At 35.5% G+C, this 25910-nt stretch carries 22 protein-coding genes; 8 read left to right on the top strand and 14 right to left on the bottom strand.

Translation table 11 applies throughout. The features are described from left to right. From GJV76_RS00415 to GJV76_RS00395, 5 genes are all read left to right on the top strand, one after another. Positions 1-798, top strand: coding sequence for a porin family protein (locus GJV76_RS00415; protein WP_155090668.1), 798 nt, complete (start codon positions 1-3; stop codon positions 796-798). Between the two features lie 300 nt (positions 799-1098). Next, positions 1099-2256: a PCMD domain-containing protein gene (locus GJV76_RS00410; protein WP_155090667.1), complete on the top strand. Its 1158-nt coding sequence runs from the start codon at positions 1099-1101 to the stop codon at positions 2254-2256. A 17-nt stretch (positions 2257-2273) separates the two neighbouring features. Next, the gene (locus GJV76_RS00405; protein WP_155090666.1) at positions 2274-3047 is read left to right on the top strand and encodes a porin family protein; all 774 of its coding nucleotides are present in this window, start codon (positions 2274-2276) and stop codon (positions 3045-3047) included. A gap of 435 nt (positions 3048-3482) precedes the next feature. Continuing rightward, positions 3483-4667, top strand: a complete 1185-nt coding sequence (locus GJV76_RS00400) for a PCMD domain-containing protein (RefSeq protein WP_155090665.1) — start codon at positions 3483-3485, stop codon at positions 4665-4667. Positions 4668-4694: 27 nt separating this feature from the next. Then, on the top strand, positions 4695-5465 hold the full coding sequence (locus GJV76_RS00395; protein ID WP_155090664.1) for a porin family protein: 771 nt from the start codon (positions 4695-4697) through the stop codon (positions 5463-5465). Between the two features lie 54 nt (positions 5466-5519). Here GJV76_RS00395 and GJV76_RS00390 read toward each other — a convergent pair whose 3' ends face one another. Beyond that, the gene (locus GJV76_RS00390; RefSeq protein ID WP_155090663.1) at positions 5520-6785 is read right to left on the bottom strand and encodes an alkaline phosphatase family protein; all 1266 of its coding nucleotides are present in this window, start codon (positions 6783-6785) and stop codon (positions 5520-5522) included. Between the two features lie 99 nt (positions 6786-6884). On the opposite strand from GJV76_RS00390, the gene GJV76_RS00385 reads away from it, so the two are divergent. Both GJV76_RS00385 and GJV76_RS00380 read left to right on the top strand, forming a co-directional pair. Beyond that, on the top strand, positions 6885-7679 hold the full coding sequence (locus GJV76_RS00385) for an NAD(P)H-binding protein (protein WP_155090662.1): 795 nt from the start codon (positions 6885-6887) through the stop codon (positions 7677-7679). A gap of 129 nt (positions 7680-7808) precedes the next feature. After that, complete coding sequence (locus tag GJV76_RS00380) at positions 7809-8654, top strand: universal stress protein (RefSeq protein WP_155090661.1); 846 nt, start codon at positions 7809-7811, stop codon at positions 8652-8654. A 66-nt stretch (positions 8655-8720) separates the two neighbouring features. On the opposite strand, the gene GJV76_RS00375 is transcribed toward GJV76_RS00380, so the two are convergent. The 7 genes from GJV76_RS00375 to GJV76_RS00345 form a co-directional block, all read right to left on the bottom strand. After that, positions 8721-9377: a CoA transferase subunit B gene (locus GJV76_RS00375; RefSeq protein WP_155090660.1), complete on the bottom strand. Its 657-nt coding sequence runs from the start codon at positions 9375-9377 to the stop codon at positions 8721-8723. A 27-nt stretch (positions 9378-9404) separates the two neighbouring features. Then, positions 9405-10103: a CoA transferase subunit A gene (locus tag GJV76_RS00370; RefSeq protein ID WP_155090659.1), complete on the bottom strand. Its 699-nt coding sequence runs from the start codon at positions 10101-10103 to the stop codon at positions 9405-9407. A 71-nt stretch (positions 10104-10174) separates the two neighbouring features. After that, positions 10175-12484, bottom strand: a complete 2310-nt coding sequence (locus GJV76_RS00365) for a penicillin-binding protein 1A (RefSeq protein ID WP_155090658.1) — start codon at positions 12482-12484, stop codon at positions 10175-10177. Between the two features lie 23 nt (positions 12485-12507). Beyond that, positions 12508-13008 (bottom strand): gliding motility lipoprotein GldH, encoded by a 501-nt coding sequence (locus tag GJV76_RS00360; RefSeq protein WP_155090657.1) that lies wholly within the window; start codon positions 13006-13008, stop codon positions 12508-12510. Continuing rightward, on the bottom strand, positions 12995-14542 hold the full coding sequence (locus tag GJV76_RS00355) for a PSP1 domain-containing protein (RefSeq protein ID WP_155090656.1): 1548 nt from the start codon (positions 14540-14542) through the stop codon (positions 12995-12997). Before GJV76_RS00355 ends, GJV76_RS00360 begins: the two co-directional genes overlap by 14 nt. A gap of 292 nt (positions 14543-14834) precedes the next feature. Next, positions 14835-16919 carry a DUF5689 domain-containing protein gene (locus tag GJV76_RS00350; protein ID WP_155090655.1) on the bottom strand — a complete coding sequence of 695 codons (2085 nt, stop codon included), beginning with the start codon at positions 16917-16919 and terminating at the stop codon, positions 14835-14837. 16 nt (positions 16920-16935) lie between these two features. Then, positions 16936-19785 carry a carboxypeptidase-like regulatory domain-containing protein gene (locus tag GJV76_RS00345; RefSeq protein WP_155090654.1) on the bottom strand — a complete coding sequence of 950 codons (2850 nt, stop codon included), beginning with the start codon at positions 19783-19785 and terminating at the stop codon, positions 16936-16938. 130 nt (positions 19786-19915) lie between these two features. Here GJV76_RS00345 and GJV76_RS00340 point away from each other — a divergent pair, with 130 nt between their 5' ends. Further along, positions 19916-20986, top strand: coding sequence for an endonuclease/exonuclease/phosphatase family protein (locus GJV76_RS00340; protein ID WP_155090653.1), 1071 nt, complete (start codon positions 19916-19918; stop codon positions 20984-20986). A gap of 95 nt (positions 20987-21081) precedes the next feature. Here the strand turns inward: GJV76_RS00340 and GJV76_RS00335 are convergent, their stop codons facing one another. The 6 genes from GJV76_RS00335 to atpE form a co-directional block, all read right to left on the bottom strand. Beyond that, entirely contained in the window at positions 21082-21849 is a 768-nt protein-coding gene (locus tag GJV76_RS00335; RefSeq protein WP_155090652.1) for a 5'-methylthioadenosine/adenosylhomocysteine nucleosidase, read from the bottom strand. A 125-nt stretch (positions 21850-21974) separates the two neighbouring features. After that, the gene (gene atpG / locus GJV76_RS00330) at positions 21975-22835 is read right to left on the bottom strand and encodes an ATP synthase F1 subunit gamma (RefSeq protein WP_155090651.1); all 861 of its coding nucleotides are present in this window, start codon (positions 22833-22835) and stop codon (positions 21975-21977) included. Between the two features lie 66 nt (positions 22836-22901). Continuing rightward, on the bottom strand, positions 22902-24476 hold the full coding sequence (gene atpA / locus GJV76_RS00325; protein WP_155090650.1) for a F0F1 ATP synthase subunit alpha: 1575 nt from the start codon (positions 24474-24476) through the stop codon (positions 22902-22904). A 41-nt stretch (positions 24477-24517) separates the two neighbouring features. Further along, the gene (gene atpH, locus GJV76_RS00320) at positions 24518-25054 is read right to left on the bottom strand and encodes an ATP synthase F1 subunit delta (protein ID WP_155090649.1); all 537 of its coding nucleotides are present in this window, start codon (positions 25052-25054) and stop codon (positions 24518-24520) included. Between the two features lie 10 nt (positions 25055-25064). Then, positions 25065-25565 carry a F0F1 ATP synthase subunit B gene (locus tag GJV76_RS00315; protein ID WP_155090648.1) on the bottom strand — a complete coding sequence of 167 codons (501 nt, stop codon included), beginning with the start codon at positions 25563-25565 and terminating at the stop codon, positions 25065-25067. A gap of 95 nt (positions 25566-25660) precedes the next feature. Beyond that, on the bottom strand, positions 25661-25855 hold the full coding sequence (gene atpE / locus GJV76_RS00310; RefSeq protein WP_155034838.1) for an ATP synthase F0 subunit C: 195 nt from the start codon (positions 25853-25855) through the stop codon (positions 25661-25663). Positions 25856-25910 lie beyond the last annotated feature (55 nt).

Here is a 25910-nt window from a genome sequence, read left to right as displayed (position 1 = left end):
ATGAAAAATATACTTTTATATACCGTTCTGCTAGTTGCAAGCTGCTGTACTACTACAGCCCTTGCTCAAGAGAATACAGAGGTTTCTACTACCTCGAAGTTTCGTAACTTCTTCCAAGAAAACATGGACCACCAACTGAGGGCACAATTCAGTGTTGGAGGAAGTACTCCACTTGGAATGCCAGCATCGATCAGAGAGGTAAACAGCTATAATCCAACTCTGCAACTTGGTCTGGAATTTACAACTACAAAATGGTTTTCAGAAAGCCAAAAATGGGGAATTAGAACAGGTTTGCGATTTGAAGGCAGAGGAATGAAAACTGATGCAAATGTAAAGAACTACTATACCCAAATAGATGGAGAAGAAGGCAAACAGACTAAAGGATATTTTACAGGAAATGTGAAGACCACAATGAAGAACTCTTACGTTACTTTTCCAGTCTTAGCAACGTGGAAGGCGACAAATAGCTGGAATGTCTATGGCGGTTTCTACTTTTCTGGATTGATAGATAAGGACTTCACAGGCTATGTATACGACGGAGTAATGCGTGAGGGCACACCCGTTGGTACGCCTATTGTCTTCGAAGAAAGTGCCAAAGGTGACTACGATTTTTCGAATGAATTAAACCGATTTCAATGGGGGTTAGAATTTGGGGGTGAATACAAGATGAATGAACATTTTCGCCTATTTGCCGATCTAAACTGGGGGTTAAATCCCTTATTCAAAAAAGACTTTGATGCCATAACTTTTAATATGTATAGCATTTACGTCAATTTAGGATTTGGTTACCAATTTTAGTTTTCATCTCATACCCTATAGCATAAGCCTGAAGATACTATCTTCAGGCTTTTTTTTTATTCAAAAGCCATTCGCGTTATTTTCACTGTCAAACTCTAAAAAAACGCACCTAAAAATAACAATTCGCTAATAAAACGAATTGTTATTTAGCTTTTTAGACCAAAAAAAGCTAAAGATTCCAATTCACTGTGATTTAGCAATCAATTAATCAATCAAATAGTTTGTGTAAATTTGCAGTTCGGTTTTTACCGAACAAAACATAACACATAATAATTTACTAATTAATAAAATGATTAACCTATGCGATTAAATTACTTATTTATACCCCTACTCGCGTTTATAGGGATAACCTTTTCATCTTGTATCAAAGATGAGGCATTAAATAACGAGGCTGATATAGAAATAGCAACTATTCCGGAGGAATTTATATTGTCATCTCCTATTATTTCAAATGATAAAGTGACATTTACCGTATATAAATCACTTGATTTAACTAAAGTAGCACCAGAGTTTCGACTTACAAACGGAGCAACAATTATACCAGCAAGCGGAACGGTAAGAGACTTTAGTAAAGGGCCTTTGACTTATGAAGTAACTTCACAGAGTGCTACTTTCAAAAAAAACTATACTATAGAATTTGTAAACTCTGAAATATCAACAGCATATCAATTTGAAACATTCAAGGAGAAAGCTGGTGGTTTCTATAATGCAGATATCTACCACGTATTCTATGAGAACGGAATAGATGAAGATACGGGAAAAGAAAAAGAAACTTTCGAATGGGCTAGTGGAAACATTGGTTTTGCGATGACTGATGGAGATACAGACAATCCGAAAAAGCCAAGTGACTTTCCTACTTCAGCTGTATCTAATGGGTTTGTAGGACATGGACTAAAACTTACCACATTATCAACAGAACCTTTAGGTCCTATGATGGGAAGTCCCCTTGCTGCAGGTAACTTATTCTTAGGAGAATTTGATTTAGCAATAGCGGTATCTAAACCATTAAAAGGAACTAAATTTGGAGTTAGCTTCACTAAAGAACCAATTATGCTTAGAGGATACTTTAAGTATAAAAGAGGTGAGGAATTCCAAATTAATAACTTAGAGAAAAACAAAATCAAAGAAGATAGATGGGATGCCTATGCAATCTTGTTTGAAGCAGGTCCAGAAGATGTGCTATATGGAGATCATGATTTTATAGATGAAAAGATCGTCTCTATCGCACGAGTACCTGAATCACAGAAAAAAGAGACAAGTACTTGGACCTTATTCGAAGTACCATTCCAATATGTAGAAGGAAAAACCTATGACCCAAAGAACAAAAAATATAAACTTGCTTTAGTCTTCTCTTCGAGTGAAGAAGGTAGTTTGTTTAATGGTGCCATTGGAAGTACTTTGTATATTGACGAGGTTGAAATCTTGACAAATGATGAAAACGAGAACCCTAAAAACTAATCTAAAAAAAGGATCACATGAACTTTAAATATATAACAACGATATTAATCTGTGCACTTTCATTGCCTATTTTTTCACAAGAAATAAAGGTAAAAAGACAACACTTCTTCAATACAAATACAACGGTACAAATACGTTCACAATTCAGTATCGGTGGAGCAACTCCACTGGGACTACCACGTGAAATAAGAGATATAAAAAGTTATAATCCAACGTTACAATTAGGAATGGAGGCTAACTTCACAAAATGGTTTACAGAGGAACAAAAATGGGGTATCCGTACAGGTATAAGAGTGGAAGGAAAAGGAATGAAAACAGATGCGAAAGTAAAAGATTACCTTACACAGATCAATTATAACGGAGCACAAGTAAAAGGTAACTTCACTGGTAATGTAAAGACACAAGTGAGAAACACTTACTTAACTTTTCCAATATTAGCTACCTATAATGTAGATACTCAATGGACAGTATATGGAGGTATCTATCTATCTGCTACCATTGACAGATCCTTTGATGGGTATGTTTATGATGGTTACTTAAGACAAGGTAATTCGACTGGTCAAAAACTTATCTTTGAAGATGGTAAACAAGCTGATTACGACTTCTCAGATGAAGTAAATAGATTTCAATGGGGTACACAAATTGGAGCTGAATGGAAAATGAATAAGAACTTCTTCCTATTCGGAGATCTTACTTATGGATTCAATGGGGTGCTTAAGAGTGACTTTGATGCGATATCATTCTCCATGCACAACATATACCTTAACTTAGGTTTTGGTTATCAGTTTTAAAACAAAAATATGCGATAGGGACATAAACAAAAGATAATAATTTCAAGTAGACCTAATGTTGCAATTCAAATCTGCAAAAGTGTTACCTTAGAGATCTTGTTAACACAATAAAGTAGAGTGGTTTTGCAGTATTTAACTAATGTGGAAATTATATCTAATCAAACTTAATATAAAATTAAGCCGACTCTAAACAGGTCGGCTTATTTATATAATACATAAATAACAAAGTTTCCATCATCAAGATAAATACAATTCAATGTATCCAATCTTTAGTTGCCCTATAAGAACACTTTCTTATCCCCACCTTACACTTAAACCATATCATTAACAACTTTCAAGGAAACTATCTACTCTTTAATAGATGTATACCTTTGTGAGTTAAATTTCTATTTAGATAGAGTAATACAAAAGTAAATTAACGTAAATGACGATTCAATGAAAAAAAACTACTTATTGTTTAGCTTATTCTTACTGATAAGCGTGACATTATCCTCATGCATAAAAGATGAAGCACCGAGCAAACAAGCTTATATATTAGAGGCTACAATAGCAGATGCAGAAGTACTACTTCTCAATCACAATAAAAAAGTTGGAGATGAGGATATTATAATATTCCAACTAAAACAAAATAAAGAAGACAATATTTTTGCCCCTGAATTTGTACTTTCTCCTGGAGCTACCATCCAACCTGAAAGTGGTACCAGCTTGGACTTTACAAATGGACCTCAGAAGTATATTGTTACTTCTGAAGACCATGCTTGGACCAAAACGTATTATGTGAATTTTATCCTTAGTGAGTTTCCAACTTACTTTAATTTAGAAGACTACCTTTTATACAAAGGAAGTGCGGTTTTACAAGAAGAGTATGACGTCGATGAAAGGTATGCTTCTGATGTATATATTAATTTCATAAGCTATACAGATAAAAATGAGGTAAACACCCTTTGGTCAAGTGGGAACCAAGGGTTTTCAATAATGCCTGCTGGAAAATTAAAACTAACAAATCCTTCACAATATCCCACTGCTGTAGATTTTGATGGATACAAAGGCAAAGCGGCGAAGCTATCAACCATTCTCACTGGTTTAGATCACAAAATGACTGGATTCATAAAAACACCAGGGATCGCAGCTGGTAATTTATTTACTGGTACTTTTAGTTTAAACATGTCAGTACCAGCGGCGTCACCGAAATTTGGTATACCTTATAATACCAATCGAAAGCCCATCACATTAAAAGGCTTCTACAAATATAAAGCAGGTGATTTTTATGGAGCTAAAAATGAATTTGCTCTAAAAGACTTAGATAGAGATACATGGGACGCTTATGCCATATTATTTGAAAAGACAACAGACAAGAATTATTTGGATGGTGTTCATAACTTTGAGAGTGAGAAAATGGTAATGGTTGCGAGAATAGAGGAAGGTAGTTATCCAGAAACTGAACAATGGACGCCATTTGAAGCAAATTTCAAAAATGTTAATGACAAAACTTTTGACCCTTCAAAAGAATATATGATTGCACTTGTATTCACTTCCAGTATCCAAGGAGCAGACTTTAGAGGTGCTATCGGTAGTACACTTTGGATTGACGAGATTGAACTTGTTCTTGAAGACAATTAATGACAACTATTCTAAAAATTTGAAACAATGAAATATATATATATCATATTAGTTGCTCTGATGCCCTTATATGTTACGGCTCAAGTAACAGAAAACACAAAAGAAGAAAACTTCTTTATCCACAATATGGACTATCAAGTAAGAGCTCAATTTAGTATTGGAGGGAGCTCTCCTCTGGGATTACCTCGTGAAATTAGAAAGATTGACAGTTATAATCCAACATTACAATTAGGCTTGGAAGCGAATGCTACTAAATGGCTTACAGTTGATCAAAAATGGGGGGTAAGAATCGGCTTGCGATTTGAAGGAAAAGGTATGAAAACAAAAGCTGAAGTAAAAGATTACAAAACTCGTATTTTCTATGAAGGAACAGAATTAAATGGATACTATGATGGAAAAGTACGCACAAATGTTCGAAATACTTACATAACATTTCCTATATCTGCAGTCTATAGAATAACGCCTAAATGGAACATCTATGGGGGAGTATATCTCTCAGGTCTTATTGACAAGAACTTTGATGGTTATGTCTATGATGGAACCTTTAGAAAAGACTCTCCTGTCGGTGATAGAATCAACTTTAAAGATGAGGAACGTGGAGAATACGACTTCTCGGACGAAGTTCGCAAGTTTCAATGGGGAGCTCAAATAGGAGGTGAATGGACGTTGAATAAAAACTTCAAACTATTCTCAGATCTTACTTATGGATTCAATGGGGTACTTAGAAGTGATTTCGATGCGATATCATTCTCCATGCACAACATATACCTTAACTTAGGTTTTGGTTATCAGTTTTAAAACAAAAAGGCATATAGTCAATTGACTATATGCCTTTTTTAATGATCAAAAATTTTACTTCAATACTTGTTTTGCAACTTCAGTATTTCCATCTATATCTTCAGTAACTTCTAAACCTAAAATTTCAGTTACGATAGGATACACATGCACATTCTCGAATGAAGGAATTACTTTATTTGATTTGATTTGCGGTCCATACGCCAAGAAAATAGCATGCATTTCTTTTACTGTTTTGGGATCGAATCCATGGCTACCAGCAAGTTTTCTATCTGTAAAATAGTAAGGTGACTCTGCTGTAACTACAATATCTCCTACTCTACCAAAACGATCGTGTTCTCCACCAAAATTATATGACTCTGGCAATTCATCGTGTTTATACACCTTCATATACTTCTTATTGGCAGCTGATGAAATTTTGTTGTACCAATAGTCAATTTTAGATTTATCATTTACAAATACACTCACGTACGTTCCGTTTCTCGTAATCTTAAAGTCTTCACCTGTAAGTTTGATTGGAAACTTCAATAGTTTCTTCTGGTTCAATTCCACCATACCGTGATCAGAAACTACAATATAGTTAACAGGAAGACCTGTTTTGCTTACTTCGGATACTAACTGTTTAATCGATTCGTCAGCGAATTTAACAGCTGCCTCTGTTTCAGGTGCATCTGGTCCATAACGGTGTCCTGCGTGATCAACTTCTGGCAAGTAAAAAGTGATGAAATGTGGACGTTGATCCTCTGGTAAGCTCAGCCAATTCACAACTTCGCCTATTCTATCCTGCATAGGAGTTTTTTCAGAATACTTGTAGTAATACGATGGTAAAACACCTTTAATATCAGCTTCAGAACCTGGCCAATAATAACAAGCAGATAACATCTCTTGTTGTTCAGCTAACACCCATAGAGGTGTTCCTCCGTACCAATCTTTATTTCGAACTGCTTTAGCATTGCCCAACGAATATCTTGCATCCATTTTAGGATCATAAATATTGTTTCCAACAAGTCCGTGATGAGCTGGGTATAATCCAGTCACAATCGTATAATGGTTTGGAAAAGTTACAGAAGGATAAGAAGGCAGCATAGACTCTGCTCTTACTCCTTGTTCCCCTAAACTCTTTAGAAACTCGGCATTGTACTTTTCTATATAATCGTGTCTAAACCCATCTATAGAAATCAAAATAACATAAGGTTTGTCAACCTGTTTTGGGTTATTTAAGCGATTCTCAATAACCAATTGTTTCTCTTTTTCTTGAGCTACAACATTTGTACTTAATGTCATAGTCAAAAAACCAAGAACTGATAATAACAGTTTGTTCATTTTATTCGTGTTTTTCAATGTTCAAATATCTTGAGATAAATCAAGCACTACAAAGTAAATGCTTATTTTTATAACAAATTTAAATCTAATATTAAGAATATGAAAACCATAGGTATTTTAGGGTGTGGTTGGTTAGGACTGCCTTTAGCTCAAAATTTAATAGAAAAAGGATACACCGTAAAAGGTACAACTACCTCATTGGACAAGCTAAAATACTTCGAAGAACAAGGTATTGACCCTTACCTATTAGACTTATACACTGATGATTATAGCGCTGTCCTAAATACTTTCTTAAATGGTATAGATACGCTAATTATTACCATCCCTCCCTTTCGTAATGAAGATACCCCAACTTATGCACTAAACTTTAAGAAACTCATTGAGCCAATAGAAACACAGCAAATCAAGAATGTGATCATGATGAGTTCAGTTTCCGTTTATGCCCCATCTTCAGTAACAATTACAGAACAGTGTACAGAATACTCACAAGAAGCAACTGCCCAACAAATTTTAGCAGCTGAACAAGTGCTGATGAGCAACTCTCATTTTAAAACTTGTGTACTTCGCTTAGGAGGATTGTATGGCCATAATAGAAAACCTGTCGAATACATCTGCAAGAAAGCCTTCTTAGACAACCCTGATATGCCTATCAATATGATTCACTTAGAAGATATAATTGCATATACGGTAGCCATGGTCATTAAACCAGTTGCACAAACTACAATTTACAACATTGTGTCTCCATCGTTTAAAAGTAGATTAGATTACTATTCGCAACAAGCCAAAGAGAACAACTTAACACTACCTCCTTTAGGGGAAAATGACAAGGCTTCTTACCGAAAAATAACTGGAAATTTAATTAGTGAAGTCACCGAAATCCCTTATAGATACTAATATTATTTTACTTCTGTACAAAATATTATTCCTATTAAATTTAGATAATTATCATTGTACTTTTCAAAGAAAAAACTGCATTACATATTAATTATTTGTATATTGTAGACAGTATGAAAGTGTTAGAAAATGAAAAAAATATTATTCCCTACTGATTATTCTGAGACGGCAAATAACGCATTTAAGTATGCTTTACAACTTGCTGATCAAAAAGATGCTGAGCTATATGTATTGCATGTCTATGACCCACCAGTAATATCAGGCCATATCAGCCCTCATTTAGTTGACAATGTGATCAAAAAAAATGAGTTCGAAAAACTGGAGCAATTACATGCTAATAGCCCAATATTAATTAATTTGCGTTCTGAATTAAATTTAGACCACGTAGAAGTCTTTTTTAAAGTTAAGGAAGGTTTACTTATCCCAGAGATATTAAACGCCATAGAGGAGCACGAAATTGATTTTGTAGTCATGGGAACAGACGGAAGAAATGCAAGTTTTCACAAGAAACTCTTAGGTACAAATACGTTGAATACAATCTCAAAAGTTACAGTACCTGTATTGAGTGTTCCGAAAGAGGCTACTTTTAAACAGCTTAATAATATAATCTTTACTTCATTATTCAACGAAGAAGAACAAGATACATTAGATGAACTAGTACAAGCTGCAGAGAACCTTGGTGCGAAGATAAAATGTGTTCACATTAAACAAAAAAATTGTACTTCTTGCGATGAAGTGTATGAGAAATGGAAAAAACGCTATGAAAATAGACCTATCAGTTTCCATATTTTCACCTCAGATAATACAGATAAGGCAATATTGGAGTTTATACAAAGCGAACAACCTGTGGATATGGTTGCTACAATCCAAAGAAATAAATCATTCTTTGAAAGTATTCTGCAAAAGAGTACTACCCAACATTTGGCCAAGCATTTAAAAACGCCATTCTTTGTTTACAAAACAAGAAAGAAATAACGCAATAAAAACGGGCTGTATTTTTTGAAAAAATACAGCCCGTTTCTCTTTTATAATTCCTGATAATTAGTCTAATATCATTTCAGGAATATCTCCTTCAATTAGCAACGTCACTTCCGTAGCCTTAATAATATCTTCTACAGATACGCCAGGGGCGCGTTCTAATAGTTTAATTCCCTTATCAGTTACTTCCATTACAGCAAGTTCTGTAACAATCTTCTTGACACACTTTACACCAGTCAAAGGAAGCGAACATTCTTTTAATATCTTCGATTCTCCAATCTTATTAACGTGCATCATAGCAACAATAATATTTTCAGCAGATGCTACTAAATCCATAGCTCCTCCCATTCCCTTAACCATTTTACCTGGAATCTTCCAATTGGCAATATCTCCGCTTTCAGAGACTTCCATTGCACCAAGGATGGTCAAGTCCACATGCTTTCCTCTAATCATTCCGAAACTGGTCGCTGAATCAAAAAAAGAAGCTCCTTTCAAAGTTGTTATCGTTTGTTTACCAGCGTTTATTAAATCAGCATCTTCTTCTCCTTCAAAGGGAAAAGGTCCCATTCCCAACACACCATTCTCACTTTGAAACTCTACATTCATACCTTGTGGAACGTAATTAGCAACTAAAGTAGGGATTCCTATCCCTAAATTTACATAGAACCCATCCTGTAGCTCTTTTGCTATTCTCTTTGCAATACCTATTTTATCTAACATAATGTACTTTTAATGGTTGATGAATGATTACTTCGTACGCACTGTACGTTGCTCAATGCGCTTCTCGTATTTCTCTCCTTGAAATATACGCTTGACAAAAATGCCAGGAACATGGATCTCATTCGGGTCTAACTCACCCGCTGGGACCAATTCCTCCACTTCCGCAATAGTAATCTTTGCGGCACCAGCCATACAAGCATTAAAATTACGAGCTGTTCCCTTAAAGATTAGATTTCCTGCCTCGTCCCCTTTCCAAGCTTTCACAATAGCAAAATCCGCATCAAAAGCATGCTCTAAGATATGTGGCTTCCCTTTAAACACGCGAACTTCTTTACCTTCAGCTACTTCGGTACCATAACCTGCAGGAGTGTAAAATGCAGGTATTCCCATCTGAGCCGCACGACATTTCTCTGCCAATGTACCTTGAGGAGTAAGTTCTACGTCTAATTCTCCACTAAGCATTTGCCTTTCAAATTCAGCATTCTCACCAACATAAGAAGATATCATTTTGTTAATCTGTCTCTTTTGAAGTAACAAACCTAATCCAAAATCATCAACCCCTGCATTATTAGATATGCAAGTTAATCCCTTCACATTCTTGCGAACCAATTCTGCAATAGAGTTTTCAGGTATTCCACATAACCCAAAACCACCAAGCATAATCGTCATATTATCTGCAATGTCAGATAAAGCTACCTGAACATTAGCTACTTTTTTATTTATCATAGGACTTTTTGGTTTAATTAATTGTCCTAATATATAAAAAAAAACGCCTTTAAAAAAAGGCGTTCTATTTATTAAAAATCAAATTCATCTGTTGTTAACTCTGACTCATCTTCAGACTTGGTGTCCTCCGTGACTTTGCTACAATCTACGCGAATAGATAAGTTAGCAGGTACTTCAAAATTCCCTTTAGAGATATCTAATGTTTTATCTGCATAAGCTTTATTCATATAAACTCCCCAGATAGGCAAGGCCATAGTAGCTCCTTGTCCATACAACATCGTTTTGAAGTGGGCAGCACGATCGTCATTCCCAACCCAAACACCTGTTGCTAAATTAGGGACCATACCAATAAACCATCCATCACTCTGATTTTGCGTTGTACCCGTTTTTCCAGCAATAGGATTAGTAAACTTATATGGGTGACCTGTTACTCTCTTATAGCCACTCCCTTGCCAAGTAGTGCGTAATCGAACACCTGAACCAGACTCTGTTACACCTTCAAGTAGTTTTACTATAGCAAAAGCAACGTCTTTACTCATTACATCTTTAGTTTCTGGTACAGCATTATAAAGCACTACACCATTCTTGTCTTGAATTTTACTAATGAATACAGGTTTCACATAGATCCCTTGGTTTGCGAATGTACTAAAAGCAGCAACCATATCGCTTACGGTAATATCCACTGCTCCTAATGCAATGGCAGGGCTTTCTGGTATCTCAGAGGTAACACCTAAATCTCGCATCAGATCAATTACTGCAGCTGGTCCTACTCTATCCATTAATTTAGCAGTAACTGTGTTAACAGACCCTGCTAATGCTTGTTTTAGAGTCATAATACCTTTATGGCTACGATTGGCGTTTTGAGGTGACCAATCTTTACTTATCCCATGTCTTCCTTTTGGCATTGTAAAAGGAGAATCTATAATAGAATCACAAGGCGAATAATGCAATCTTTCGATAGCAGTAGCATAAACAAATGGTTTAAAAGTCGAACCTACCTGTCTTGCCCCTTGTCCTACGTGATCATATTGGAAATGCTTATAATTAATTCCACCTACCCAAGCTTTGATATGCCCAGTTTGTGGTTCCATAGACATCATCCCTGCTTGTAAAAAATGCTTGTAATAAAGAATAGAATCTCTTGGAGTCATTACCGTATCTATTTCGCCTTTCCAAGAGAAAATACGCATTTTCGTCTCTACTTTGAAAGAGTCTACAATCTCTTTTTCAGACTTACCTTGAGATTTCATTTGTCTCCATCTATCAGAACTCTTCATTGCACGAGAAATAATTCCCTCTCTATCTGCTTCATTAATCTTATAAAATGGTGCCATTTTATTGCTTTTCTGATCAATAAAGAACTCCTCTTGTAAATTTGAAATATGAGCAGTTACAGCTTCCTCAGCATACTGTTGTAGTCTAGAATCAAGTGTAACATATATCTTTAAACCATCTCTGTAAATGTCATAAGTTGTTCCATCTTTTTTAGGGTTTTCTTTTACCCATCTACGCATAAATTCACGTAAATATTCCCTAAAATAAGTAGCAATACCATCTCTGTGACTTTCAGGAGTATAGTTTAACTTTAAAGGTAACTCCTGCAATTCAACACTTTGCTCTTTAGTAATATATTCATTACGCGCCATTTGATGTAGCACGACATTTCTCCTTTTTTGAACAAGTTCAGGACGTCTTACAGGATTGAAATAAGCAGGGTTCTGCAACATTCCAACAAACATTGCCGCTTCATCGATTGTAAGGTCTTTAGGCTCTTTACCTAAATAAACGCGAGAAGCAGTTCGAATACCTACAGCATTATTAACGAAGTCAGCCTTGTTTAAATACATTGTAAGTATTTCTTCTTTGGTATATTGACGTTCTAATTTAACAGCGATAACCCATTCTTTAGCTTTCTGTGCAATACGCTTTGGTAAATTCTTCGCTCCTTCTCCGTGAAAAAGCAACTTAGCCAACTGCTGCGTAATTGTACTTGCTCCACCACTACTACCAACAGAAGTAACAGCTCTTAATGTCCCTCTTGCATCAATACCAGAGTGGTTCATAAAACGTTCATCTTCTGTAGCAATTAAAGCCTTTACTAAATGATCTGGCAAATCATCATAGGAAACAGGTACTCTATTCTCTAAATAGAATTTACCAATCGTTTTTCCATCCGATGAAATAATTTCCGTAGCGACATTACTTGCAGGATTCTCAAGCTCATCAAAGGTAGGCATAGGCCCAAAAACACCCCAAGATGCGCAAAGAAAGAAAAATATTACTGCAGCACATCCTCCTAAAAAGATTAACCAAAAAGCAAGAAGGTACTTTCTAAAACCACCTTGCTCTTTTTTTACTTTATTGTTTTGTTTAGAACTCATAGAATTTAAAGTTCGTTGTTATATTATTCTTTTTTCTCAATTTTTAACCCAACTTCCGAAATACCTGGCAAGGTAACTACACCTTCGACTTCGCCTAAGGCTCTTACTGCGTGTTCTAAAGTCATTTTGTATGTCCCTGATTGAGGGAATACAAAACCTTCTTTTAACTCTAGTTTACTCTCCTTTATATCAGAAAAACCATTTCCTAACAAAGTACCATCAGCACCTGCCATTTGATACTGTAAGGTGTCCACATGAATACTCAAGTTTGGCTGGTATACTTTAAAGATCACATACATATTGCTATATGGGTAATCTTTGTTCGCACGAACATTCATATACAAATTATAAGGAGAAATAGTATCCGTTACCTTATAAACAAAGGTTTTTACATCTTTCTTCTCCCATTGACCTTTCGTTTCAATAAACTGGTCAAAAACTACATTATCGTAATTCTGACAAGATGCAAAAGACAATATGATAAAACTAATCAGCGCTATTAAAACTTTACTATTCAGTAGCATTTGAACTATTATTTTGATTATTAGAGTTTTTCGGCTTTCTATTATTATTGTTGCGATTCTTATTACGAGGATTTGCTTTCTTTACATTTCCCTCTCCAGCATCATTTTGTTTAGCAGGTCCTTTCTTCTGATCACTAGCCTTCTCACTACGTGTAGTATCCTGTGACTTCTCTTTACCTAAATTCGGTTTCTTATCTTCACTTGTACGTGGACCTTTAGGTTTGTTGTTCTTCACGCGAGGTTGCCCCTCTTTCTTCTCCGTTCTCGCTACATTTTCTCCTCCTTCGTTCTTAACATTCTTAACCTCTCCTTCCTTTCGTACCTTTTGATTACGAGGGCGTCTTTCAGTTCGATTACCACTGTTGTCTGCTGTAGCATTTGCTTCTTTAGCAGTAGCTCCATCATTAGACTTTTCCTTTCTTTTACGTGCAGGTTTCTTCTTGCGCTTTGGTTGATCAAAGCGAGTAACGCTATCTTCCTCTACAGCGTTTTGTTCAGGTAAATCCTCGCGCTCCAAAGCATAGCTTTCCAACTCATCCCCCTTGATGTCGCGGTTATTCAGATCCACGATTTCCTTCACTTGCTCCGTAGATAGTACATACCAGTTCGCAGAGTTATTTGCATAAGCAAACCACATCTGACCTTTAAAAATATCTATTTTCTGGCAAAAAGCGATTCCCTTAGTAGTCATTAATTTCGTATCTGACTCTGGCATATCCTTTAATGCCTCTAAATATGTATCTAACTCAAAGTTCAAACAACATTTAAGTTTCCCACATTGACCAGCGAGTTTTTGAGGGTTTAAAGATAGTTGTTGGTAACGCGCAGCAGCAGTATTCACACTTCTGAAGTCAGTTAACCACGTAGAACAACACAATTCTCTACCACAAGAACCCACACCTCCAAGGCGTGCAGCTTCTTGACGAAAACCAACTTGTTTCATTTCGATACGGATAGAGAACTCTCTTGCAAAGTCCTTAATCAATTGTCTAAAGTCCACTCGCTCACTTGCCGTATAATAAAAAGTAGCTTTAGAACCATCCCCTTGAAATTCTACATCAGAAATCTTCATTTCCAAGTTAAGCTCAATAGCCAGTTCCCGTGCACGCATACGTACAGGTTCCTCTTTTTCGCGAACCTCCTGCCAGATATCAATATCTTTTTGCGTAGCCTTTCTATAAATTTTGAGTACATCTCCCTCTGGATCAGCACCTTTTTTCTTCATTTGAACTTTCACAAGTTCACCTGTTAATGAAACCACACCTATATCGTGTCCCGGTGACGTTTCAGTTGCAACAATATCTCCCATAGAGATCGTTAGCTCTTTAGGATAGCGATAAAAATCCTTCCTACCGTTTTTAAATCGTACTTCTACTATATCAAAAACTTCGCTGCCTGATGGATAAACCATATTAGACAACCAGTCAAAAACTGCTAATTTATTACAACTGTCTGTACCACACGTTCCATTATTCTGACACCCTCTTGGTTGCCCATTACTTCCTTTATCTGTCGAACAATTTGTACAAGCCATTCAATTTATGTTTATTAATTTAAACCTTATTATAAGGTATTTTTTGAGAAAATTTGTTGTAAAGATACTATTTTTAGTGCTGACATTGACTTTTTTTTTAACAGAGACTCATTATATACCCAAACCTAAATAAGGTTACCCCACCTTGAACTAACTAAAGTAAGGTATATAACATAAACGATACAAACTCATCATTATTTTCTTGATGCAAAGAACAGGTACTAAAGACCTCAAAAAAAAAGCTCGGCATATGCCGAGCTTTTTATACTATCTTAAATTTGAAAATTTAATGTTATTCGAAGAAAATGCTACTAACTAGAATATCAAAATTAGCATCTTTTCCAACCTTTAGAGAGAACAATTTCTCTCCGTTAGTAGTCTGATAATCGTTAGATACAGAAGTTAAATCTAAAGTGATTTTAACCCATTTGCCTTTAGTATCAATACTTCCAACATATTGGTTATTAGCTGCTTTTTGGACAACTAAATCAGTATCCTCAATTGTTCCAGGATTAAATGCATTATACTTTTCATCTTTACTGTTTTTATAAACATTCAACGAAATAGATTTTGAATCAGCAGTTCCTTTAATATAAAATGAAACCTTAGTTTTTCCAGCTGGTGCATTTTTCGCTAAAGAAGTAAATACATAGTCATTTCCACTGATAGGTCCTTTAATTTCCATTGCAGTAGTACCATTAGGACCTTTACCTTTTGCTTCTACAGCATAAGCTTTCATCCCCTCTTTAGAAACATTACTTACGAACGCATTCCAATCTGAAAAATCAGAAATATACAAACCTTTGTCAGTTGGTAAAGAAACATCACCCCCTGGGTTTTCACCACCTTCTCCTGGGTTCTCTCCACCTTCTCCTGGATTCTCTCCACCTTCTACTGGAGTACCATCTTCAAACTTAATCTCATCGATTACTAAATCGTAATTACTGCTAATTGTTTTTGTTGGACCTCCGTGTTTGAATCCAATAAAATTACCAGTACCTGTAGTATTATAATCAAAACCTTTTAAGTTAAGGACAATTTTAACCCATTCTCCTTTAGTATCAATAACTCCTTCATAGTTATTAATAAATTGCTCTTCCTTATTTGTTTTTGATTTCTCAACACGTTTACTACCTTTCACATCTCCAACGTTATATGCAACGTATGTACCATCTGCTTGATACAAATTAATAGATAATGAGCGTGCATCAGCAGTACCTTTCATTAAGAAAGAAAGCTCTGTAGCACCAGTTGGCACTTTAACATTAACAACACTAAATGTGTAATCAGTTTTCTCAGGAGTCCCTTTAAACAAAAGACCTCTTGAACCATTCCAACCTAATCCAGCACCTTCAGTTGCAAACTTCAATTTATACTCTTGATTAATACTTGCATTAAACTCATCCCAGTTCTCAAAATCAGATCCAGGGAAAGCTAAATATTTACCAGGTTCAACAACGATTTCTCCTCCGTCTCCGTCTCCGTCACCATCTCCGTCTCCGTCACCTTCACCACTACCATCGAATGGATCTTTGTCTAATTGGATATCAGACCAATATCTTGGAACGAACTGGAAAGTTGTATTACTTCCACTAACGAATTTTGTCATTACCCCAACTAAGCTACCGCTTTTTGCAGGAACATTTTTAGTAGCGAAATCTGTAGATTGTTCAACAGCACGGTAAGTCACTTGACTTGAAGGATTCTCTTTTGAAGAAACAATATCATTATAAGTAGCATTACCTGGAGCAGGTCTGTTTTTATCCCAAAATGGTTTTCCGTGAATATCTTTTTTGAATTGAACATCAGTAATTTTAACAAGTTTACCAATATTCTCATCTTTAACAGCATCCATTAAAGAAACCTCTTTAATTAAGTCTTTTTCAGCTATAGCATCACATCCAGCAAATACGTGTTTTTTATACGTTGGATCAGAAATATAAGAAATAAATGATCTCTTAGGGTCTTTATCTTTATCACCAACAGTAATAATACCATTAGTCATTTGTACTTGAGTACCTTTTAAAGAAACATATACCTTTTTACCAAATTGGTATTTAGCGAATGAAGCTTTTACTTCAGCTTTAACAAGCAATGAGTTCACGTTATCTTCATCAACGATATAAATCTCGCGATAAAAGTTACCACCTTGATCACTTGAAACAACATAACCTTCAACAACAGCATCTTTTTCATATGTTGTCATTGTTGCTGTTACTTCATTCTTAAGCTGTGCAATAGTAAGATTCACTTGCTCCTTAATTGCAGGCTCCACACAAGTCATATCAGGTGTAGAAAAGTCATCGTTCTTAGCACATCCAGTTACTAAAAGACCTGCGAACGAAAAATATAATAGTGATTTAAAAATTGTTTTCATAATGAATTTAATCTTTTTAGAAGTTGTAATAAACATTTACAAAGAAGTTACGTCCGTAACCATACCAATATTTGTTTGCAAATGTGTTAACACCACTTTGGTTATTTAACACTTCTTGTTTGTAGTTACCATTTCTAGCTTGTTCGAATCCACCAGTTTTATAAGTTTTATTAAAAACGTTATTAATACTTGCGAAGAATCCGATAATATTTCTATTAGGTAATCTCCATGATTTACCTCCAGTAATATTAACTAAAGTAAAATCATTTAATTTTTCTTGTTTCAATGCTCTACGAACATCTTGCTCATTAACACCTGGCAACAATTGACCTGGGTTAAGAGGGTCTTTAACGAAGTTATCCGTTCTTCTAATAGCAGATACATTTGTATATGCATTATCCATATAGTTCACGTTTGCACCAACCCACCAATAACTTGGATCTCTATACTCTAATCCTAAAGATAAAGCAGTTTGTGGACCGTTACCGTTTCTGATGTTTTTCAAGTATGCTTGACCATAGTCAAAAGATCTACCTGCATTATCAGAGTTAAGTCTAATATTTGGATTGTTTGTGTAGAAAGACTGACCAAGAGCAACAGCTGCAGTAGCTTTAACAGTTTGAGTTAATTGGTACTCAGCTCCCAATTCAAGTCCTATGTTACGTTTATTCACTCCTGTTAAAGTTTCAGAAACGAAAGCACCACCAGTAGTACTATTTAATAATTCTCCATCCGAACCAACGATACCAGTACCATCAGCGTAGTAGAAATTCATTTGCGTACTGTTTTTGATTTCACTTAAGTACCCAGAGATTCTACCTTTGAATTTTGGAGTTCTAACGATATAACTACCATCAATACTGAAGATATCCTCATTTGTAATATCTTTAGTGATTAAGTTATTCACACGTACGTTAGCAAATGTATTTCTAATTGAAGGTGCTTGGTTGTAGTAAGCAACATTCATATTTAAGGCATGACGACCTGTAATGTGGTAAGTAGCCCCTCCTTTGAATCCAAAGTTATTGAAGTCTATTGCACCACTTTTTCCGTAAGAGTCATTAGCATAAACACCATTTCTGAAAAGTCCTTCTCTTTGGTATCTTGTATAGCTAATTTTTTGTCCTACATAGATGTCAAACTTATCATAGTCGAAAGCGAATTGAGAGAATACGTCAACAACATCAGCAAACATTTTATAGTTATAACCGAATTTGTCTTTCTCTCCAACATAGTGACGACCTGCAGGAATATTTCCTTGCTCATCTAAAACTATTTGTCCTTTATCGTTTCTTTCAATTTTGTTTAGGTCATTATAGCGAGCTAAACCTTTTTGATAAGTATCAATATCATTATAGAAAGTTCCACCTAATAAGTCAGTTAACTTTTTAAAGTTTTTAGAAACTAATCTTCTATAGTTTAAACCAGCGTCAAAAGTAATATTATCAGTTACTTGTGTTTTAAAGCTAGTATTAAAGTGGAATGTTTGATCCTCTTGTCTATCCTCGTAAAGGATAATTTTACTTTGCCCATTCACTCCTAAAGAGTTAATGGTATAAATTTCTTTCCAATCAACTTGACCGTCATTTCTAAAAGCATCTGCTTTTTCGTTTGCTAAGTCAGTCAACGGCAACCATTCCATCGTATCTCTATTACTGTTGTTTAGAGCATAACTTGGCATGTTACGGTAGTAAGTTGGATCTGGGTTTAAGTTATCTTGATATCCGAAACGGCTATTAGCAATATGTCCGAATTGGTAACCTAAAGTAGTAGTCAAATTACTTTTCTCACTCATTTTCCAATAGTGTGTTAACATAAAGATAGGCTCTGATACATCTTTATATCGAGAGTTTCTCTTGTCTCCACCTTGGTAACCCCAGTAAGAGTTGTATTTATAACCTTTAAGAGCAACTTGCTCATCAGTTACAGGAGAGTTTTTCGCTCTTTTGTTTTTAGCATAAATTGCTGTGAAGTTTAAGCTGTGGTTGTCGTTGAATTTTTTCTCAACTGCAGCAAAGAAAGATGGTGCATGGTAGTTCGTACCTTCCCAACGTCCTTCGTTAGCTCCACGATAAGACATAGAGATCACATAAGCCCAACCTTCACTATTCATACCAGAAGAATAAATTGCATAAGGTCTCCAGTTGTAGTTTGTATCTGAACCAGAAATACCAACTTTAGCTCCTTTACGAATGTGTGAAGCTCTTGTAGAAATGGCTTGAGTTCCTAAAACTCCGCCGAAAGTGTAGTCAGATGGTGTAGTACCAGAAGAGTATTCTTGGTTTCTAGTCGCATCATTAAGACCACCCCAGTTACCCCATTGAGGACGACCGTCGTAGATTTTGTTCATTACGATACCGTTCAACAATGTTTTCCCATATTCATTGTCTAAACCACGAATGCGGTAAAACGCAGATCCCCAGTTAAAAGCTGCTGCTTGTTGGAAAGGATCTTTTGTGGCTTGCAATAAACTTGAGGAAGTTTCTGAACCTGAGTCATCATCTCCTAAGTCGTTTTCTGTAAGAGTGATTAAACCCATTTGTTGTGATGAAGCTAAATCTTCTTCAAGGTAGATGGTACCTAAATCGACATCTTGATTGTCGATTGTTACTGGAAATCTCTTTGTACCATACCCTACATAAGATACAATAATTTGATAATCTCCAGCCTTTACATCACCTAAGAAAAAGACTCCTTCATTGTCTGTCAAAGTGGAAATATTTGTAGCGTCAATTCTCGTCAACACCGCGTTAATTGGTGTTAAAGATTTAGCATCTACAACTTTCCCTTTAATTTCTTGAACTCCTTGTGCGTAGCTCACAACTACCTGCAAAACAAGGAACAAACTAAATAAAAGTTTCTTCATAAATTAAAAATGATTAAAGTGCTATGTTAAAAAAAAGCTTTACGCTTATTTCTCTTACAAAGGTATGCTATTAAAATAATATTAACTACTTTTGTTGTAGGAATTAAGTCAAACTTTACTAAAATTTAATATGGCTACAAAACTAAGCATCCGAAATCTATTTTTTTTCGTGCTTTTCATCTCTTTTGGTGTACAAGCTCAAGAAAAGAAATACGAAATTCAAACAATTGCTTTTTACAATTGTGAAAACTTATTCGACACGATTCGTGATCCGAAAATCTATGATGAAGAATGGACGCCTACAGGTGCTCAATCTTGGACTTCAGCTAAGTACAAGCAAAAACTACACAACTTAGCAAGAGTTATGTCTATCATCGGTACAGACGAAAACCCAAAAATGCCAGCTGTTATTGGTGTTGCAGAGGTTGAGAACAGAGCTGTACTGGAAGACCTTGTAAAAGAACCACAACTACTACCAGGTAATTATGGAATTGTTCATTATGATTCTCCTGACAAACGCGGTATAGACGTTGGTTTACTTTACCAAAAAAATCACTTCACTCCTACAAGCTCTAAAGCTATCCCTACGATGATCTACGACATGACCAAAGTAGACAAATACACAGGAGAAAAAGGTGTACGTGTGTATACACGTGACCAATTATTGGTAACTGGTTTATTAGATGGTGAAGAAGTTCACTTTATCGTTAACCACTGGCCTTCAAGAGTAGGTGGTGAAAAGAGAAGTAGCCCATTAAGAGAGGCTGCTGCTGCTTTAAACGTGAAGATCATGGACTCACTGAGAGCTATCAATCCGGACGCTAAAATCATCACTATGGGTGATATGAACGACGGACCATACAACAACAGTATGAAAAAAGTATTAAAAACTGAAGCTAAAAAATCTAATGTAAAAGCTGGTGGAGTATATAATCCAATGGAAAAGATGGCTAAAGATGGATTAGGAACATTAGCATATAGAGATGCGTGGGACGTATTTGATCAAATGGTATTGACTGAACCATATGTAAGAGAAGAATATGATTCTTGGCGTTTTTGGAAAGCTAAAATCTTTAAAAAACCTTTTATGATTCAAAGCACTGGTCAATACAAAGGTTATCCACTTAGAAACACAAATGGAATCCCAGGATTTAGTGACCACTTTCCAGTTTATGTATACTTAATTAGAGAAGTTAAATAATCGTTAGATTAACTCAATGATATAACAAACCCCCATAGCACTTTTAGAGCTATGGGGGTTTGTTTTTGCAGTGAAAACAATAATTAACATTGGCTTTACATTAATTCAATAATTGTTTTTAAGATCTCTCGACCATACACGATCGAAACCTCTTCCACAAAAGATTGAAAACTAAAACTTGCCTCGTGGTTAGCATTATCAGATATTGTTCGAATTACCACACAAGGAATACCAAACTCAAAGCATACTTGAGCAACTGCAGCCCCTTCCATTTCCACACATAAAGCATTTGGCAACTCAGCAAGCAGTCTACTGCGTTGTTCGTTAGTAGAAACAAACTGATCACCACTTGCAATAGTACCAAAAAGAACTTTAGGAGCTTTTATTTTAAACTTTTTTAAATCATCACTATCGATTAACTCATTTAGATTATCAGGGCTTAAAATAGCTTTAATTCGATCCATAATAGCTATTGATAATTCTTGATCTGAATTAAAATAGCTTTTACCGATCAAAGGAACTTCAAATTTTGGTCGCAAAGGAGAAGCATCCATATCGTATTGAATCAAATCTTTTGCCACTACCACATCTCCAACACAGACATCTGTACCAATACCTCCAGCAACACCAATAAACACAACTTTACAAACGTCAAACTTGAGCAACAAAGTAGCCACGGTAGCGGCAGCTGCAACCTTACCGATACGCGAATAGACCACAACAACCTTTTGCTCCCCGAGAAAACCTTCATAATAACTGCGATTACTGATAACAGTCTCCTTCACGGAAGTCAAAGAATTAATAATACCGTTAATCTCTTGAGGGATAGCTCCAAGAATACCAATTACATTAGATGCATTCATGCTTTACAATTTAATTACGTTCAAAGTTACAAAAGTAACAAAATACTATAGGGTACTAAAAAACAAAAGAGCTATCTGTAAACAGATAGCTCTTTTATATAAAAAGTATAATTAATTTATTTCGATTATTTGTTCAATGCTTCCGCACCACCAACAATCTCTAAAATTTCATTTGTAATAGCAGCCTGACGAGCTTTATTATAGCTAAGCGTTAACTGATCTCTAAGATCTTTCGCATTGTCAGTTGCTTTGTGCATAGCCGTCATACGCGCACCGTGTTCTGATGCTACTGAATCAGCTACAGCCTTAAACAATTGAGTTTTCAATGACAAAGGAATCAATGTCTCAATAATCTCAGGTTTAGAAGGCTCATAGATATAATCAGATGAAGCATTGCTATCAGTTTCAATTGGCAATAATGGCAAGAATTGCTCAGTAACAACTATTTGCGTTGCAGCATTTTTAAATTGATTATATACGATTTGAATAGAATCATATTTCTCTTCTACAAAAGCATCCATTAACTGTTGAGCAATTACAGCAGAATTATCGAAACTTAAATCATCGTATAAATTACTGCGATTTTCTGTCACGTTAAATTGCTTGCGCAATACATCAAACCCTTTCTTACCAATTGTTAAAAGATCAATATTAGTTCCCTTAAATTCATTTTGGCTTAAGTGATTAATTTGTTTAATAATATTAGCATTAAACCCACCACATAAACCTCTATTAGAAGTAACCACTACAAATAATACATTCTTAACCTCTCTTGTTTGAGAATATATTCCAGCGTTATCTCCTTCTAAGGTAGCGCTAATATTTTGTATCAATTCAGTCAACTTTTCTGAATATGGACGCATCGCCATAATAGTATCTGTTGCTTTTTTAAGCTTAGCTGCAGAAACCATCTTCATTGCAGAAGTAATCTGCATAGTTGAACCGATTGATGAAATCCTATTACGTATTTCTTTAAGGTTTGCCATTTTGTTATATATATTACCTTAGAATGGAAAGGAGCCAAAAGCACCTTTCCAACCTAAATCTAATTCTTAATATTTTGCAGCTACTTCTTTCGCTACTTTCTCTAATACAGCAGTTAACTCATCAGTGAATTTACCTGCTTTTAATTGATTCAATGTATCCTTGTGACGAGAGTTAAGAGCATCAAGATATTCTCTTTCGAATTCTTTCACTTTCTCCACAGGTACGTTTCTCAATAAGTTTTTAGATCCAGCGTAGATAATTGCAACTTGATCTTCAACTTTATATGGATCGTTAACAGCTTGTTTCAAAATTTCAACGTTGCGTTGACCTTTAGAAATAACGTTCATAGTCGCAGCATCTAAATCAGAACCAAACTTAGCAAAAGCCTCTAATTCGCGGAATTGCGCTTGGTCAAGTTTTAAAGTACCAGCCACTTTCTTCATTGATTTAATCTGAGCAGATCCCCCAACACGAGATACAGAAATACCCACGTTAATAGCAGGACGTACACCCGAGTTAAACAAATCAGACTCTAAGAAAATCTGTCCATCAGTAATCGAAATTACGTTAGTTGGAATATATGCAGAAACGTCACCCGCTTGAGTTTCAATAATAGGTAAAGCAGTTAAAGAACCACCACCTTTTACGAATGGTCTCAAAGACTCAGGTAAGTCGTTCATGTTTTTAGCGATATCATCATCACCAATAACACGAGCAGCACGTTCTAATAATCTTGAGTGTAAATAGAAAACGTCTCCAGGGTACGCCTCACGTCCTGGTGGACGACGTAAAATTAATGACATCTCACGGTAAGCAACAGCTTGTTTAGACAAGTCATCATAGATAATCAAAGCAGGACGTCCTGTATCACGGAAGTACTCTCCGATTGCAGCACCAGCCATAGCAGCATAAACTTGCATTGGAGCTGGGTCAGAAGCGTTAGCAGCTACGATAATAGAATAATCCATAGCTCCTTTATCTTGTAAAGTTTTAGCGATACCTGCTACAGTTGAAGCTTTTTGTCCAATTGCAACGTAGATACAGTAAACTGGTTGCCCAGCATCGTAAAACTCTTTTTGATTCAAAATCGTATCAATACAAACCGTAGTTTTTCCAGTTTGACGGTCACCGATAACTAACTCACGTTGTCCACGTCCGATAGGAATCATCGCATCTACTGATTTAATACCTGTTTGCAATGGCTCAGTAACTGGCTGACGGTAGATAACACCAGGAGCTTTACGCTCTAATGGCATTTCAAATAAATCACCTTCAATAGGACCTTTTCCATCGATTGGCAGACCTAATGTATTTACAACACGTCCTACCATTTTTTCTCCAACTTTTAAAGAAGCAATACGCCCAGTTCTCTTCACTGTAGCTCCTTCTTTAACTCCAACAGCTGAACCTAATAATACAATACCTACATTGTCTTCTTCAAGGTTTTGTACCATTGCCTCTAATCCGTTGTCTAAAACAACTAACTCTCCATATTCAGCATTTGTCAACCCGTACACACGAGCAACACCATCTCCTACTTCTAGTATAGTTCCCACTTCTTCTAATGAAGCTTCAGAGCTAAATCCAGATAACTGTTTCTTTAAAATCGCTGATATTTCAGCTGGTTTAATTTCCGCCATTTTTGTCTATGTTTATACACGAAAATTCGTGCGGTGATTTTTTAATTAGTTAATTCTCTTTTTAAAACTTGTAATTGATTAGCTAAAGACGCATTGAATTGTCTATCTCCCATTCTAAGGATAAAACCACCTAAGATATCAGGGTTAACAATATTAGAAATAATAATTTCTTTATTAGGAGCAAGAGTTTTGACTTTGTCAATCACCTTAGCTTCTAACGTTGCGTCCATAGGAATTGCAGTAGTAACAATTACTCTCTCGATTCCCTTGAAAATCTCATATTGCTTTTGAAACTCAGAAGCAATACCCTCAAGAATCTCAAATCTACTGTTTGTACTTAACAATTTAAACAACTCTTTCGTTCCCTCACTAACAGAAGCAAAAACTTCTACTAACGCGTTAAGTTTAATATCATCCTTAACGATAGGATTTAAAAGAAACGTTTTCAATTCACTGCTTTGAGATACTGATTGAGAAATAAAGATCATATCATTATTAACAGCATCAGTATTTCCTTTTTCAATGGAAATCTCAAGCATTGCTTTAGCATATCTTGCAGCTGCTCTAGTGCTTATCATAATGACTTTATTAATTTAATTTTACTTCGTCTAACATCTTCTCAACCAATTTAGATTGAGCCTCTTTGTTAGCCAATTGATCTTTTAATAATCTTTCAGCGATTTCAATTGAAATTGAAGATACTTGATTTTTAAGATCGATTACTGCAGCCGCTTTTTCGCTTTCGATAACAGCTTTCGCTTGTGCAATTAATTTCTCTCCATGAGCTTCTGCCTCAACTTTTGCATCAGCAATCATTTGCTCTTTAATTTCTCTAGCTTCTTTAAGTAAAGCATCGCGCTCAGCACGAGCCTCAGCTAATAATTTCTCATTATCAGCTTTTAAATTAGCCATTTCTCTTTTTGCATTCTCAGCTGCTGCTAATGCGTCAGTAATACCCGCCTCACGAGCTTCTAAAGCATTTACAATTGGCTTCCATGCAAATTTCCCTAAAACAAATACCACCACTAATAAGATGATAAATTGCCAGAAAAATAATCCAAAACTGAAATCGTTAATTAACTTCTCCATTATCTAAAATTATACTTTTTAATGCCTATTTTGTTTAATTAAGAGGTTTACCTATGACCAACCGTCACAGATAAACCTCTTTTTGTTTTCTTGGATTATTTACCTAAGATTAAAGCACCGAATGCTAAACCTTCCAATAATGCACCAATAATAATCATCGCAGTTTGGATTTTTCCAGCAGCTTCTGGTTGACGAGCAATAGCGTCCATTGCAGAAGATCCGATTTTTCCTAAACCGTAACCAGCTCCGATTACGATTAAACCTGCACCAATAATGTTTGGTAATTCCATAGTGATTGATTTATATTAATTAAACAAATTTTAAATTGATTCTTGATTTAATACT

Source organism: Myroides albus (genome assembly GCF_009711045.1).
Lineage (GTDB): Bacteria > Bacteroidota > Bacteroidia > Flavobacteriales > Flavobacteriaceae > Flavobacterium > Flavobacterium album_A.
The sequence above is the reverse complement of the archived record's forward strand: the minus strand, read 5'-3'. Positions and strand labels throughout refer to the sequence as shown.

Bases quoted from the DNA above. Each gene is read 5' to 3' on its own strand.
- GJV76_RS00415 (WP_155090668.1), top strand. From the start codon at position 1: ATGAAAAATATACTTTTATATACCGTTCTGCTAGTTGCAAGCTGCTGT.
- GJV76_RS00410 (WP_155090667.1), top strand. From the start codon at position 1,099: ATGCGATTAAATTACTTATTTATACCCCTACTCGCGTTTATAGGGATA.
- GJV76_RS00405 (WP_155090666.1), top strand. From the start codon at position 2,274: ATGAACTTTAAATATATAACAACGATATTAATCTGTGCACTTTCATTG.
- GJV76_RS00400 (WP_155090665.1), top strand. From the start codon at position 3,483: ATGAAAAAAAACTACTTATTGTTTAGCTTATTCTTACTGATAAGCGTG.
- GJV76_RS00395 (WP_155090664.1), top strand. From the start codon at position 4,695: ATGAAATATATATATATCATATTAGTTGCTCTGATGCCCTTATATGTT.
- GJV76_RS00390 (WP_155090663.1), bottom strand. From the start codon at position 6,785: ATGAACAAACTGTTATTATCAGTTCTTGGTTTTTTGACTATGACATTA.
- GJV76_RS00385 (WP_155090662.1), top strand. From the start codon at position 6,885: ATGAAAACCATAGGTATTTTAGGGTGTGGTTGGTTAGGACTGCCTTTA.
- GJV76_RS00380 (WP_155090661.1), top strand. From the start codon at position 7,809: ATGAAAAAAATATTATTCCCTACTGATTATTCTGAGACGGCAAATAAC.
- GJV76_RS00375 (WP_155090660.1), bottom strand. From the start codon at position 9,377: ATGTTAGATAAAATAGGTATTGCAAAGAGAATAGCAAAAGAGCTACAG.
- GJV76_RS00370 (WP_155090659.1), bottom strand. From the start codon at position 10,103: ATGATAAATAAAAAAGTAGCTAATGTTCAGGTAGCTTTATCTGACATT.
- GJV76_RS00365 (WP_155090658.1), bottom strand. From the start codon at position 12,484: ATGAGTTCTAAACAAAACAATAAAGTAAAAAAAGAGCAAGGTGGTTTT.
- GJV76_RS00360 (WP_155090657.1), bottom strand. From the start codon at position 13,008: ATGCTACTGAATAGTAAAGTTTTAATAGCGCTGATTAGTTTTATCATA.
- GJV76_RS00355 (WP_155090656.1), bottom strand. From the start codon at position 14,542: ATGGCTTGTACAAATTGTTCGACAGATAAAGGAAGTAATGGGCAACCA.
- GJV76_RS00350 (WP_155090655.1), bottom strand. From the start codon at position 16,919: ATGAAAACAATTTTTAAATCACTATTATATTTTTCGTTCGCAGGTCTT.
- GJV76_RS00345 (WP_155090654.1), bottom strand. From the start codon at position 19,785: ATGAAGAAACTTTTATTTAGTTTGTTCCTTGTTTTGCAGGTAGTTGTG.
- GJV76_RS00340 (WP_155090653.1), top strand. From the start codon at position 19,916: ATGGCTACAAAACTAAGCATCCGAAATCTATTTTTTTTCGTGCTTTTC.
- GJV76_RS00335 (WP_155090652.1), bottom strand. From the start codon at position 21,849: ATGAATGCATCTAATGTAATTGGTATTCTTGGAGCTATCCCTCAAGAG.
- atpG (WP_155090651.1), bottom strand. From the start codon at position 22,835: ATGGCAAACCTTAAAGAAATACGTAATAGGATTTCATCAATCGGTTCA.
- atpA (WP_155090650.1), bottom strand. From the start codon at position 24,476: ATGGCGGAAATTAAACCAGCTGAAATATCAGCGATTTTAAAGAAACAG.
- atpH (WP_155090649.1), bottom strand. From the start codon at position 25,054: ATGATAAGCACTAGAGCAGCTGCAAGATATGCTAAAGCAATGCTTGAG.
- GJV76_RS00315 (WP_155090648.1), bottom strand. From the start codon at position 25,565: ATGGAGAAGTTAATTAACGATTTCAGTTTTGGATTATTTTTCTGGCAA.
- atpE (WP_155034838.1), bottom strand. From the start codon at position 25,855: ATGGAATTACCAAACATTATTGGTGCAGGTTTAATCGTAATCGGAGCT.